Here is a 13627-nt window from a genome sequence, read left to right as displayed (position 1 = left end):
AGCTCGCACATTAGTGCGGGCTTTTTTACATAGACTATATTTAATACGGAATTTTACTATGTTCCTTACATATTACAGTTTTTAGAAAGGGCCTAATGTAAGTATAGTGAGGAAGAAAAGTTGATTTTTTATTTCTAAAAACTGTATATTGAAGAGGAATATTCCTATATACGTAAAGGAGGGCTATAAATGAAACTGATGGAACAACAGTTACATGAGCTAGGTGGTTTACGAGTACATATTATTCCAACTGATAAATATAAAACAAATACATTTGTATTTCGTTTGAAAGCACCTTTAAATGAGGAGACGGTGACAGAGCGTGCCCTATTGCCATACGTATTGCAAAGTGCGACAGAAAAGCTTCCTTCTGTAATTCGTCTTCGTCAATATTTAGAAGAATTATACGGATCTTCTTTGGCAGTAGATGTAAGTAAAAAAGGAGAAGACCATATTATCTCTATTTATGTAGACATTGCAAATGAAGTATATTTACATGATGCACCACCGTTATTTGAAAAAGCGCTTTCTATGTTATCGGATATCGTTTTACATCCAGCGAAAGAGGGGAATGGTTTTTTGCCTTCTATTGTAGAAAGTGAAAAGAGAGCGCTCTTACAACGAATTGAAGCGACGTATGATGATAAAATGCGTTATGCAAACGAGCGTTTAATTGAAGAAATGTGCAAAGTAGAACCATATCGTTTAAGCGCAAATGGGAAAAAAGAGAGTGTTTCTTCTATTACAAATGAAAGTTTGTATCAATATTATCAAAAAGTGTTAGCGGAAGATGAAATGGACCTATACATTATTGGTGATATTTCAGAAAACGCAGTTGATCTTGTAAGTAAGTATTTTTCTATTTCAGCACGTCCTGTGAGGGAAAGAAATGTACTTCTTCATAAGAGAAATAATGAAGAAAAAGAAGTTGTGGAAAAACAAGAATTAAAACAAAGTAAATTACACATCGGATATCGTACATTTATTACGTATAAAGACGAAGATTATTTTGCGCTGCAATTGTTCAATGGATTGTTTGGAGGATTTTCTCATTCGAAGTTATTCGTTAATGTTCGTGAAAAAAATAGTTTAGCGTACTATGCAGCATCTCGCTTTGAAAGTCATAAAGGTTTATTATTTGTCATGTCAGGAATCGAAGCGAAAAATTATGAAAAAGCGGTTGAGATTATTAAAGAGCAAATGCTTGCAATGCAAAATGGTGATTTTTCTGAAGAAGAGATGCATCAAACGAAAAGTGTTATTCGAAATCAAATATTAGAAGCAATTGATACACCGCGTGGATTTGTGGAAATGCTGTATCATGGTATTATTTCAGATCGTACGCGTCCGGTTGAAGAATGGCTTACAGGTATTGAAAGTGTGACGAAAGAAGAGATTGTGAAAGTTGCTAAAAATATTGAATTAGATACAATTTACTTTTTACACGGAACGGAGGGAGAATAAATGGAGAAAATTGTTTATGAGCAATTAAAAGAGACACTCTATTATGAAAAACTTCCTAATGGATTAGATGTATATATTTTACCGAAGCAAGGATTTAATAAAACATTTGCAACGTTTACGACAAAATATGGTTCTGTGGATAATACATTCGTACCACTAGGTAAAGAAGAAATGATTCGTGTGCCGGATGGGATTGCTCATTTCCTTGAGCATAAACTATTTGAAAAAGAAGATCACGATGCCTTCCAATTGTTTAGTAAACAAGGGGCATCGGCAAATGCTTTCACGTCATTTACAAGAACAGCTTACCTTTTTTCATGTACATCAAATGTAGAACAAAATTTAAATACATTGTTAAATTTCGTACAAGAGCCTTATTTTTCTGAAAAAACAGTTGAAAAAGAGAAAGGTATCATTGGGCAAGAAATTCAAATGTATCAAGATAATCCAGATTGGCGCTTATATTTTGGGTTAATTGATAGCTTGTTTGTAAAGCACCCGATTAAAATTGATATTGCGGGTACAATCGAGTCTATTAGTAAAATTACGAAAGACCTACTATATGAATGTTATGAAACGTTTTATCATCCAAGCAATATGTTAATGTTTGTTGTAGGGGCAATTGATCCAGAGAAAACGATGGATTTGATACGTGAAAATCAAGCGGAAAAAGATTATAAAAACCAACCAGAAATAATACGTTCATTCGAAGAAGAACCAGATGAGGTAAATGAAAAGAAGAAAATTATTTCAATGCCTGTACAAACTCCGAAATGTTTAGTTGGTATTAAAGCGACAAACTTAAAAGAAAAAGGGGAAGCCCTTTTAAAACAAGAAATTGCGCTTACGTTACTTTTAGATTATTTATTTGGAAAAAGTTCTGTTCATTATGAATCTTTATATAATGAAGGGCTTATTGATGATTCGTTCTCGTATGATTATACGGAAGAGAATAACTTCGGTTTTGCAATGGTAGGCGGCGATACGAAGCAACCTGATGAGCTAGAAGAGCGTTTGAAAGGTATTTTATTAAATACAAATTATGATCAATTAGATGAGGCGGCATTAGAACGAGTAAAGAAAAAGAAAATAGGTGGCTTTTTACGCTCCTTGAATTCACCAGAATATATTGCAAATCAATTTACACGATATGCGTTTAATGAATCGAGTCTGTTTGATGCATTGACTGTATTAGAAAGTTTAACTGTTCAAGATTTACAAGAAGTAGCAAAATTATTATTATCAGAAGAAAAAATGAGCGTTTGTCAAGTATTACCGAAAAAATAAAAGGTTTCACAATAATACCCTCATCTTATCATTGATAAATTGTAAGATGAGGGTATTATTTATTTGTAGGGAAAAGATTTTTTTGAGATAAGAGAGGAATTGTATGAAAAAGTATGCATTAGTAACTGGAGGAAGCGGAGGGATTGGCTCTGCTATTTCGAAACAATTAATTCAAGATGGATATACAGTATATGTTCATTATAATAACAGTGAAGAGAAAGTGAATGAGTTGCAGAAAGAATGGGATGAAGTAATTCCTGTTCAAGCGAATTTAGCTTCTACTGATGGGGCAGAGCAATTGTGGAAACAAATTGAACATCCTCTTGATGTTATCGTATATGCAGCTGGGAAGAGTATTTTTGGACTCGTAACAGATGTAACGAACGATGAATTGAATGATATGGTAGAACTTCAAGTGAAGAGTATCTATAAATTATTATCGATGGCATTGCCATCTATGATTCAACGGAGAAGCGGTAATATTGTACTTGTTTCATCTATATGGGGACAAATTGGCGCGTCATGTGAAGTGCTTTACTCGATGGTAAAAGGTGCGCAAAATTCATATGTGAAAGCTTTAGCAAAAGAGGTTTCATTAAGTGGAATAAGAGTGAACGCGGTGGCGCCAGGTGCAATTGAAACGGAAATGTTAAACGTATTTTCAGAAGAGGATAAGAATGAAATTGCGGAAGAGATTCCGTTAGGACGATTAGGATTACCGGAAGAAGTAGCGAAAACAGTGTCATTTCTTGTATCTCCAGGTGCATCTTATATAACGGGACAAATTATCGGAGTGAACGGCGGTTGGCATTGCTAAAAATTTCTTACATAAAAAATGAAAAACTGTACAAATTAAGCATGATTCTATTACTAAGTAGTGAGGTGCTTACACATGTCAGTTTTAGATAATTTTGATCAATGGAAGAGCTTTTTAGGAGAACGTTTAGAGCAAGCGCAAGGAAAAGGTCTTGATGGTGGTGCTGTATCAGATATGGCATTTCGTGTTGGTGACTATTTAGCGAATGAAGTAGAAGCACGCAACGATCAAGAGAAATTATTAGCTGAGCTTTGGAAAGTTGCTGACGAACAAGAGCAGCATACAATCGCAAACTTAATGGTAAAGTTTGTACAACATAAGTAAAAAATAGAGAGGGGATTCTCCTCTCTATTTTTTTTGTATAATAATTGAAAGGGATAGATTATACATTTAGCTTCCCTATTAAGGTGAAATCATATAATATAGTACGTAGATGTAAAGTAAGCAAGGGGAGTGATCTTGGATGATTGAATGGTATTTTGAATATGAAATACATAAAAACCGACCTGGCTTGCTTGGTGACGTTTCTTCGTTAATCGGTATGCTCGGCATTAATATTGTCACAATTAATGGTGTAGATAATGCAAGGCGTGGATTACTCCTTATGTGTGATAATCAAGAGCAAATCTCTAGACTAGAATCAATTTTAAATACGATGGATAACATAACGGTAACGAAATATCGTCCGCCAAAGCTAAGAGATAAGCTAGCGGTTAGACATGGTAGGTACATACAACGAGATGCAGATGATAAGAAGACATTTCGGTTTGTGCGTGATGAATTAGGGTTACTTGTAGACTTTATGGCTGAAATAATGAAAAAAGAAGGCCATAAGCTAATTGGTATACGAGGAATGCCTCGTGTTGGAAAAACAGAATCCATTGTTGCCGCAAGTGTTTGTGCAAATAAAAGATGGTTATTTGTATCGTCTACTCTTATTAAGCAAACTGTTCGTAGTCAATTGATTGAAGATGAGTATAGCGACGACAATATTTTCATCTTAGATGGAATCGTGTCAACAAAGCGTGCTAACGAAAGGCATTGGCAGCTTGTTCGTGAAATTATGAGATTGCCTGCAACGAAAGTTGTGGAACATCCTGACGTATTTGTGAGTCAGTCAGAATACACATTGGATGATTTTGATTATATTATCGAGTTGCGTAACGATTATGATGAAGAAATTCAATATAATTTAGTAGATGAAATTGAGCAAGGTACGCAAAATAATTTCTCTATGTTTGACTTTTAAAGAAATATTGAGGTGTTAGTAGTGACAGAATTAGGACAAAAGCTGAAAGAAGCAAGAGGAACGAAAGGCTTGTCTATTGATCAGCTGCATGAGATTACAAAAATTCAAAAACGCCATTTAGTAGCGATTGAGGAAGGCAATTATGATGTATTGCCAGGAGCTTTTTATGCGCGTGCATTCATTAAACAATACGCAGATGCGGTTGGATTAAATGGAGAAGAACTGCTTGTGGAATATCAGAGTACGATACCGCAATCTGAAAAACGTGACGTTCCACAAGTATCAACTGGACAAAAAACACAAGAAACAATGCAAAAGTCTTCATCATGGCCAATTGCAGATCATATGCCAAAAATCTTAGTTGCGCTGTTAGTTATTGTAATTGGAGTAGTAATTTGGTTTGTTTTCCAAGCGTTGACTGGAAAAGATGATGAGAAAGTTCCGAATGCTCAAAGCGAGAAAATTGAAGTTAAAAAAGCGGAAAACTCTCCGTTAGATACGAAAAAAGATGAAGTGAAAGCGGAAGAGCCAAAGAAAGAGGAACCAAAGAAAGAAGAACCGAAGAAAGAGGAACAACCAGCACAGCCAACTGGACAACAAGAAATCAAAGTAGTTGGGACAACTGGTAAGGAGTCCACTTTGGAAATTCATAACAATAAAACGTTAGAATTAGAAATTACAACAAAAGGTGCAAGTTATGTAGGTATTAAAAATGAGGCAGGAAATGATATCTTTAGTGGAACAATAGAGGAAGGTCAAACTCAAAAATATGATTTATCAACAGCGAAAGTGGTAAACCTTAATATAGGAAGTGCACCGAATGTTGAATTTAAATTAAATGGCCAAGTGGTTACATTCCCGTTGAATCCAGAAGAGAATTATCATCAAAAATTCTTGATTAAAAATCTAGGGATAGAGCAACCTGCACAATAACAGTCATCGCTTCGATGACTTTTTTCAATGAACAAATGTTTTTGATATGATGGAGGAATAGCTGTGAATTTACCAAATAAAATTACGATATCTAGAATATGCTTAATTCCAATTTTTATGGTAATTATGTTAGCACCCTTTGATTGGGGTTCATACACAATTGGTGATGTTGATTTACCAATTCAACATTTAGTAGGAGCGATTATCTTTATTGTTGCTTCGGCTACAGATTGGATTGATGGACATTACGCAAGAAAGTATAATCTTGTAACGAATTTAGGAAAGTTCCTTGACCCGTTAGCTGATAAATTACTTGTTTCAGCAGCACTTATCACGTTAGTTGAGATGCAATACGTACCTGCTTGGATCGTTATTGTCATTATAAGCCGTGAGTTTGCGGTAACTGGTTTACGTCTTGTACTTGCTGGAACAGGGGAAGTAGTTGCGGCAAATCAACTAGGGAAAATTAAGACATGGACACAAATCATCGCGATTGCGGCATACTTATTACACGATGTACCTTTAAATTTAATCCATATTCCAGTTGCTGATATCTTTATATGGATTGCATTAATTTTTACTGTTATTTCAGGATGGGATTATTTCTGGAAAAATAGAGCTGCTTTTGTAAACTCAAAATAGAAGTTTATGGGGGAATTGGGATGAACGCTGAAATCATTGCGGTTGGAACAGAATTATTACTTGGACAAATTGCAAATACGAACGCCCAGTTTTTGTCTGAAAAGTTAGCTTCAATTGGAATTAACGTGTACTACCATACTGTAGTTGGTGATAATAACAAGCGACTGCAGCAGGCGATTGAAGTTGCAGAGGAACGTGCGGATATGCTCATTTTCACAGGTGGATTAGGACCGACAAAAGATGATTTAACGAAGGAAACAATTGCGTCTAGCTTAGGGGAAGAGCTTGTATATGACGAAAATGCATTAGCATTAATAAGCAATTATTTTAAGCGTACAGGTCGTGAGTTCACTGAAAATAATAAAAAGCAGGCACTCGTTTTGAATGGAGCAAATGTGTTTGCAAATGATCACGGTATGGCACCTGGTATGGGATTAAATAAGAACGGAAAAGTTTATATTTTATTACCAGGACCACCGAAAGAAATGAAACCAATGTATGTAAGTTATGTGGAGCCTTTTTTACGTAACTTTACAACAGGAGAAAACATTTATTCTCGCGTGCTTCGCTTTTTCGGAATTGGGGAATCTCAATTAGAGGTGAAAGTTCAAGATTTAATTGATGGACAAACGAATCCGACCATTGCCCCGCTTGCGAATGATGGAGAAGTGACATTACGTTTAACTGCTAAACATCAAAATGCTCATGAAGCGGAGAAACTCATTCAGCATGTGGAAGATTTGATTTTAGAAAGAGTAGGAGAATTTTTCTACGGGTATGACCAAGAGTTTCTGCATTATAAGGCGATAGAGTTATTGAAGAAAAAAGGATTGACTTTAGCGTGTGCGGAAAGTTTAACAGGTGGTCTCTTCGGTAATCAAGTAACAGAAAGTGCTGGTGTGTCTTCCGTATTTAAAGGCGGTGTCATTTGTTATCATAATGACGTAAAGCAGCATGTTTTACATGTACCTGAGGAAGTGTTGTTTACTGACGGTGCAGTTAGTAAAGAATGTGCTCGTTATCTTGCTGAAAATGTTAAAGAATTATTAGAAGCGGATATCGGGATTAGTTTCACTGGGGTAGCAGGACCGGATGCTTCAGAACATAAAGAACCGGGAACAGTATTTGTTGGATTGGCGATTAAAGATGAACCAACTGTAGTCTTTCCTCTTAATTTAAGTGGAAGTCGCCAACAAATTAGAGAACGCTCAGCGAAATATGGATTTTATCATTTATATAAAAAGCTAGAAGAAATATAAGTTTCTTCTAGCTTTTTTAATGGTTAAATGCAGTTCTATTTAATGGAAAATAAAAAAATCGAATAAATGTTCGATTTTTGTTGGCAAATTGAATTGAAAATAGGTATAATAAGATTAGCAATTCAGTTAAGGAGGAATTTTGAATGAGTGATCGTCAAGCAGCGTTAGATATGGCGTTAAAACAAATAGAGAAGCAATTCGGTAAAGGTTCAATTATGAAATTAGGAGAACAAGCAGAGCGTAAAGTTTCTACGGTTTCTAGTGGTTCTTTAGCACTTGATGTGGCATTAGGGGTAGGCGGATACCCACGCGGCCGTATTATCGAAATTTACGGACCTGAAAGTTCAGGTAAAACAACAGTTTCATTACACGCAATTGCAGAAGTACAGCGCCAAGGTGGACAAGCAGCGTTCATCGATGCTGAGCATGCAATGGATCCTGTATATGCACAAAAACTAGGTGTTAACATCGATGAATTACTATTATCACAACCTGATACAGGGGAGCAAGGTTTAGAAATCGCAGAAGCACTTGTACGAAGTGGTGCGGTTGATATTATCGTAATTGACTCTGTAGCAGCTCTTGTACCAAAAGCTGAGATTGAAGGAGACATGGGTGACTCACACGTAGGTTTACAAGCTCGTCTAATGTCTCAAGCACTTCGTAAACTTTCAGGGGCAATCAATAAATCAAAAACAATCGCAATCTTTATTAACCAAATTCGTGAAAAAGTTGGGGTTATGTTCGGAAATCAACTACAAGTTGCTTAATCGTAAAGATTAAGGAGTTTACCATGGGTTTCCCTTGCTAGTGATAGCATGTTAAAAACCTTGTGAACCTTATTGCCTAAGGGTGTAACTATCCATATAGTTGCTAACGGTGAAGCCCACCATTATTTAGGGTAATACCGTGCCAAGCTCCATAGTGATATGGGGAAGGTGTAGAGACTACCGAAAAGAACTTTTAGTTAACTGAGTAGGGTACGGCAGATGATAGGCTACTGCTGGAAGTGCAAGGCTCTCTGTAAAGAGATGAAGAGATAGTCCGGACTATAGAGATGGAAAATCTATAGATAGATAGTGCCAGAAACAACTCCAGGTGGTCGTGCATTGAAGTTCTATTCAACTGTTCGTCTTGAAGTGCGTCGTGCGGAGCAATTAAAACAAGGTAACGACATTGTTGGTAATAAAACAAAAGTAAAAGTAGTTAAAAATAAAGTGGCACCACCATTCCGTGTTGCGGAAGTTGATATTATGTACGGAGAAGGTATTTCAAGAGAAGGTGAAATCTTAGATATGGCTTCTGAACTTGATATCGTTCAAAAGAGCGGTGCTTGGTACTCTTATAATGAAGAACGCTTAGGACAAGGTCGTGAAAATTCGAAGCAGTTCTTAAAAGAAAATACGGATTTAAGAGAAGAAATTGCCTTCTTTATTCGTGAGCATCACGGAATTAGCGAAGATTCAGGTGCTGAAGATATGGAAGATCCAAGTCTTCTTGATTAAAGTGGGATAAAAGACACGGCTTCGTGTCTTTTATTTTTGTATCATTATGAAAGCGTTGTATATCGTTGGAGATAAAATATTTAATCCATCTAAAACATTATGTGTACAGAGGGATATATGCGTGTTTTACATGAATAAACTGGGATTTACTAAGGTTTTCCAGGATAATATGCTCTCTGCTTTTTAAATTCCTATATAAATTAGAGCTGAAGGTAAAGAAAGTAAAAGTAGACAACGCTTGACAATGAAAATTGCGATAGATACAATGAGAATGTATATTTTTTCTTATATACGAAACACTCTTCTCAAGAAGAGAAGTAATATTCGGAGTAAGACTTAAATCTTGCCGAAATAATAATATGACATTTTAATTGTGAAATGAAGAAAGTCCCTTAAAAAAGCGGGACGACGGTCTTTGCTGTATGTTGGTATTCAATGTACATGCCGACAGTCTTTTTTCATTCATAGCAAGGGGAGGTGAAATCATGAGTAGTACAGTTTGGATACTCATCTCCATTTTGCTTGCAACAGTCGGTGCAGTTGTTGGCTTTTTTGTTCGAAAGTCTATTGCTGAAGCGAAGATTAATGGTGCAGCCAATGAAGCGAAACGTATTCTAGACGAAGCGAATCGTGAGGCTGAAGCACTTAAGAAAGAAGCGCTTTTAGAAGCAAAGGATGAAATTCATACACTTCGTACAGAAGCTGAATTAGAAATTCGTGACCGTAGAAGCGAATTACAAAAACAAGAAAATCGTTTAATGCAAAAAGAAGAGAACCTTGATCGTAAAGACGAAACGCTCGATAAACGCGAGCAACAGTTAGAAAAGAAAGAGGATTCTCTTGTAGCGAGACAACAACAGATTGAAGAGTTGGAAAGCAAAGTGGGAGAGTTAGTTCAAAAGCAACAAACAGAATTAGAGCGCATTTCCAATCTGACACGCGAACAAGCGAAAGCAATTATTCTTGGTAAAGTAGAAAGTGAAGTTTCTCATGAAATTGCCGTAATGGTAAAAGAAAGTGAAGTTCGTGCGAAAGAAGAAGCAGATAAGAAAGCAAAAGAGATTTTATCTCTTGCAATGCAGAGATGTGCAGCTGATCATGTTGCTGAAACAACCGTTTCGGTTGTAAATCTTCCAAATGACGAAATGAAGGGACGTATTATCGGACGTGAAGGTCGAAATATTCGTACGTTAGAAACGCTAACAGGTATTGACCTAATTATCGATGATACACCAGAAGCGGTTATCCTATCTGGATTCGACCCAATTCGTCGTGAAACAGCTCGTATCGCTCTTGATAAACTAGTACAGGACGGACGTATTCACCCAGCGCGTATTGAAGAGATGGTCGAAAAATCAAGACGTGAAGTGGACGAGTATATTCGCGAAGTCGGAGAGCAAACAACGTTTGAAGTGGGTGTTCACGGATTACATCCAGATTTAATTAAGATTTTAGGTCGTTTGAAATACCGTACAAGTTACGGGCAAAACGTCTTAAAACACTCTATGGAAGTGGCATATTTAACTGGACTTATGGCAGCAGAGCTTGGTGAGGATGAAAAACTAGCAAGACGTGCTGGTCTATTACATGATATCGGTAAAGCGATTGACCATGAAGTAGAAGGTAGCCACGTTGAAATTGGTGTTGAACTCGCAACGAAATATAAAGAGCATCCTGTAGTTATAAACAGTATTGCATCTCACCACGGAGACACAGAACCAACTTCTATCATTGCAGTTTTAGTTGCAGCAGCAGATGCATTATCAGCTGCAAGACCTGGAGCTCGTAGTGAAACACTTGAGAACTATATTCGTCGTCTTGAAAAGTTAGAAGAGATTTCAGAGTCTTATGAAGGCGTAGAAAAATCTTTTGCAATTCAAGCAGGACGAGAAGTTCGTATTCTGGTAAAACCAGATACAATTGATGATTTAGAAGCTCATCGTTTAGCTCGTGATATTCGAAAACGTATTGAAAATGAACTGGATTACCCAGGGCATATTAAAGTAACTGTTATTCGTGAAACACGTGCAGTGGAATACGCAAAATAAAGTGGTGAAACACCACTTTATTTTTTTGTGTTGGAATTGGTTAAAATAAAGGAAATTAGTTATACCTAGCATACAAGTGAAACAAACTTATAATAAATATATTGTAAGATAATTACTTGAAGCTATAGTAATAAAAAATGTAGTACATAGGAAGGGTAAGACATATGAGAATATTATTTGTTGGGGATGTAGTAGGATCTCCTGGTAGAGGTATGATTCAACAATACGTACCGGCATTAAAGAAGAAATATACACCTACAGTAACCATTATTAATGGGGAAAATGCAGCAGGTGGACGTGGAATTACGGAAAAAATATACCGAAACTTTTTAGAATGCGGAGCACAAGCGGTTACACTTGGAAATCACGCTTGGGATAACCGTGAAGTATTTGAATTTATTGATGATGCAAAATATCTTGCAAGACCAGCTAACTTCCCAGAAGGCACTCCAGGAAAAGGGCTTATTTTTGTGAACTGTAATGGAACAGAAGTTGCAGTTATTAACTTACAAGGACGTACGTTCCTTCCTCCAATTGATTGTCCATTCCGTAAAGTGGATGAATTAATTAACATTGCGAAAAAACGTACGAATATTATTTTTGTTGATTTCCATGCGGAAACTACAAGCGAAAAACAAGCGTTAGGTTGGTATGTAGATGGTCGTGCTACAGCGGTAGTAGGTACACATACGCATGTTCCTACAGCAGATAATCGCATTTTACCAAACGGAACGGCATATATCACAGATGTTGGTATGACAGGGCCGTACGATGGAATTTTAGGTATGGACCGAGAAGCAGTATTGAAGAAGTTTTTAACAAACTTACCAGTACGATTTGAAGTGACAAATGGTAGAACACAATTAAGTGCAGTGCTAATTGATGTGGACCCTAATACGGGAAAAGCTAAGAAAATTGAGCGTATTTTAATTAATGATGATCAGCCATTTTTTGAGTAATTCCTATTAAAATTTAGATAAGTTATTATTTTTTAATTTTTTAGAAAAATTACAGAAATTTAGCAGGAATACGTGTCATTCCTCGTGAATATAAGTTAAAGTGAAATAATTGCTAATACTTTTTATAGAAACGAGGAGGAAACGCGGAATGGAAATATTAAAAGTTAAAGCAACGTCGGTCCCTAATTCTGTAGCTGGTGCACTTGCAGGTGTTATTCGCGAACGCGGAACAGCAGAAATTCAAGCCATTGGTGCAGGTGCATTGAACCAAGCGGTAAAGGCAGTAGCAATTGCAAGAGGATTTGTAGCGCCTAGTGGTTTGGACCTGATTTGTATCCCAGCGTTTACGGATATTATGATTGATGGGGAAGAGCGTACAGCAATAAAATTAATTGTAGAACCTCGTTAAGTTTAAACAACCTGTTTGCAGTATGCAAACAGGTTGTTTTTATAATGGAGGAATGAAATGAAAATTTTTGATGCCCATTGTGATGTACTCTTTCAGTTATGGAATGCGAAGGGGAAAAAGGATTTTAAACATGATTCGCAATTACATATTACGTTTGAACAGTTAAAGAACAGAAAAGGAAGTATACAATGTTTTGCTATATATGTGCCAGAAACAGTGGCATATGAAAACCGATTTGAAGTGGCATTACAAATGGTAGATATTTTTTATAATGAAATTTTATCCCTACCAGGTGTTAAGTTTATTCAGACAAAAGATGATATGAACATGTTAAAACAGGACGAGATTGGAGCGATATTAACACTAGAAGGATGTGAAGCACTTGGAAAAGATGCAATGAAATTACGGTTGTTGTATCGCCTAGGAGTACGTTCTTTTGGACTAACATGGAATTATGCCAATCTATTAGCTGATGGTGCGCTAGAGACACGTGGGGCAGGTTTAACGACTTCTGGTAAATATGTTGTACAAGAACTGAATGCGTTACATGTATGGACTGATGTGTCTCATTTGAATGAAAGAAGTTTTTGGGATGTTATAGAAATTGCAAAAAATCCTATTGCTTCCCACTCAAATTGTATGAAACTTTGCCAGCACCCACGTAATTTAAACGATGAACAACTTAAAGCTCTTATAAAGCGAAATGGCATGATCGGTGTCACTTTTGTACCGCAGTTTCTAACAAATGAAAAACAAGCGAATGTAGCAGATATAGTAAGACATATCGAATATATTTGTTCATTAGGTGGAGAGAACAATATAGGGTTTGGTTCGGATTTTGATGGGATAGTAGAAACAGTTGTAAATGTATCAGCGTATCGAGATTATGAAAATGTAATTAACGAGCTTTGTAAACACTATGCTGCATCTACTGTAGAGCGATTTTTATATGATAATTTTGTTGAACATATAAGCTTTTAAAATTTTTGTTTTAAAAATCCAGAAAAATTAGAATTAATTCATTTGATATTATTGCTTTTTTTAAGACCTAATAC

At 36.2% G+C, this 13627-nt stretch carries 12 protein-coding genes and 2 pseudogenes; all 14 read left to right on the top strand.

What is annotated here, in order from left to right; genetic code table 11:
• Window positions 1-189 precede the first annotated feature (189 nt).
• The 14 genes and pseudogenes from yfmF (at window position 190) to ACTFSI_RS00885 (ending at window position 13553) form a co-directional block, all read left to right on the top strand.
• Complete coding sequence (gene yfmF / locus ACTFSI_RS00950; protein ID WP_000772430.1) at window positions 190-1464, top strand: EF-P 5-aminopentanol modification-associated protein YfmF; 1275 nt, start codon at window positions 190-192, stop codon at window positions 1462-1464.
• On the top strand, window positions 1465-2751 hold the full coding sequence (gene yfmH / locus ACTFSI_RS00945) for an EF-P 5-aminopentanol modification-associated protein YfmH (protein ID WP_070806753.1): 1287 nt from the start codon (window positions 1465-1467) through the stop codon (window positions 2749-2751).
• Between the two features lie 103 nt (window positions 2752-2854).
• On the top strand, window positions 2855-3568 hold the full coding sequence (ymfI, locus tag ACTFSI_RS00940; protein WP_000759611.1) for an elongation factor P 5-aminopentanone reductase: 714 nt from the start codon (window positions 2855-2857) through the stop codon (window positions 3566-3568).
• Between the two features lie 75 nt (window positions 3569-3643).
• Window positions 3644-3892: a DUF3243 domain-containing protein gene (locus tag ACTFSI_RS00935; RefSeq protein WP_000114454.1), complete on the top strand. Its 249-nt coding sequence runs from the start codon at window positions 3644-3646 to the stop codon at window positions 3890-3892.
• 139 nt (window positions 3893-4031) lie between these two features.
• Window positions 4032-4817 carry a DUF3388 domain-containing protein gene (locus ACTFSI_RS00930; RefSeq protein ID WP_000574107.1) on the top strand — a complete coding sequence of 262 codons (786 nt, stop codon included), beginning with the start codon at window positions 4032-4034 and terminating at the stop codon, window positions 4815-4817.
• Between the two features lie 21 nt (window positions 4818-4838).
• Window positions 4839-5750 carry a RodZ domain-containing protein gene (locus ACTFSI_RS00925; RefSeq protein WP_440045208.1) on the top strand — a complete coding sequence of 304 codons (912 nt, stop codon included), beginning with the start codon at window positions 4839-4841 and terminating at the stop codon, window positions 5748-5750.
• Between the two features lie 63 nt (window positions 5751-5813).
• Entirely contained in the window at window positions 5814-6392 is a 579-nt protein-coding gene (gene pgsA, locus ACTFSI_RS00920; RefSeq protein ID WP_001052964.1) for a CDP-diacylglycerol--glycerol-3-phosphate 3-phosphatidyltransferase, read from the top strand.
• A gap of 20 nt (window positions 6393-6412) precedes the next feature.
• The gene (cinA, locus tag ACTFSI_RS00915) at window positions 6413-7651 is read left to right on the top strand and encodes a competence/damage-inducible protein CinA (RefSeq protein WP_000990725.1); all 1239 of its coding nucleotides are present in this window, start codon (window positions 6413-6415) and stop codon (window positions 7649-7651) included.
• Between the two features lie 143 nt (window positions 7652-7794).
• A pseudogene (recA, locus tag ACTFSI_RS00910) lies at window positions 7795-8403 on the top strand (recombinase RecA); the annotation flags it as partial.
• Between the two features lie 327 nt (window positions 8404-8730).
• Window positions 8731-9156 (top strand): annotated as a pseudogene (locus tag ACTFSI_RS00905) (recombinase RecA); the annotation flags it as partial.
• A gap of 485 nt (window positions 9157-9641) precedes the next feature.
• Entirely contained in the window at window positions 9642-11204 is a 1563-nt protein-coding gene (gene rny, locus ACTFSI_RS00900) for a ribonuclease Y (protein WP_000099774.1), read from the top strand.
• Between the two features lie 164 nt (window positions 11205-11368).
• Entirely contained in the window at window positions 11369-12163 is a 795-nt protein-coding gene (locus ACTFSI_RS00895; RefSeq protein ID WP_414208086.1) for a TIGR00282 family metallophosphoesterase, read from the top strand.
• Window positions 12164-12311: 148 nt separating this feature from the next.
• Window positions 12312-12572: a stage V sporulation protein SpoVS gene (gene spoVS, locus ACTFSI_RS00890; protein ID WP_000404341.1), complete on the top strand. Its 261-nt coding sequence runs from the start codon at window positions 12312-12314 to the stop codon at window positions 12570-12572.
• Between the two features lie 57 nt (window positions 12573-12629).
• Window positions 12630-13553 carry a dipeptidase gene (locus ACTFSI_RS00885; RefSeq protein WP_014481741.1) on the top strand — a complete coding sequence of 308 codons (924 nt, stop codon included), beginning with the start codon at window positions 12630-12632 and terminating at the stop codon, window positions 13551-13553.
• The last annotated feature ends 74 nt before the right edge of the window (window positions 13554-13627 follow it).

The sequence above is a fragment of the Bacillus cereus group sp. MYBK101-2 genome, assembly GCF_051918845.1.
In the GTDB taxonomy this organism is placed as follows: domain Bacteria; phylum Bacillota; class Bacilli; order Bacillales; family Bacillaceae_G; genus Bacillus_A; species Bacillus_A paranthracis.
The sequence above is the reverse complement of the archived record's forward strand: the minus strand, read 5'-3'. Positions and strand labels throughout refer to the sequence as shown.

Excerpts from the sequence above, each read along its gene's own strand:
- ACTFSI_RS00930 (WP_000574107.1), top strand. The coding sequence starts at position 4,032 with ATGATTGAATGGTATTTTGAATATGAAATACATAAAAACCGACCTGGC.
- yfmF (WP_000772430.1), top strand. The coding sequence starts at position 190 with ATGAAACTGATGGAACAACAGTTACATGAGCTAGGTGGTTTACGAGTA.
- yfmH (WP_070806753.1), top strand. The coding sequence starts at position 1,465 with ATGGAGAAAATTGTTTATGAGCAATTAAAAGAGACACTCTATTATGAA.
- rny (WP_000099774.1), top strand. The coding sequence starts at position 9,642 with ATGAGTAGTACAGTTTGGATACTCATCTCCATTTTGCTTGCAACAGTC.
- spoVS (WP_000404341.1), top strand. The coding sequence starts at position 12,312 with ATGGAAATATTAAAAGTTAAAGCAACGTCGGTCCCTAATTCTGTAGCT.
- ACTFSI_RS00935 (WP_000114454.1), top strand. The coding sequence starts at position 3,644 with ATGTCAGTTTTAGATAATTTTGATCAATGGAAGAGCTTTTTAGGAGAA.
- cinA (WP_000990725.1), top strand. The coding sequence starts at position 6,413 with ATGAACGCTGAAATCATTGCGGTTGGAACAGAATTATTACTTGGACAA.
- ACTFSI_RS00885 (WP_014481741.1), top strand. The coding sequence starts at position 12,630 with ATGAAAATTTTTGATGCCCATTGTGATGTACTCTTTCAGTTATGGAAT.
- ACTFSI_RS00895 (WP_414208086.1), top strand. The coding sequence starts at position 11,369 with ATGAGAATATTATTTGTTGGGGATGTAGTAGGATCTCCTGGTAGAGGT.
- ymfI (WP_000759611.1), top strand. The coding sequence starts at position 2,855 with ATGAAAAAGTATGCATTAGTAACTGGAGGAAGCGGAGGGATTGGCTCT.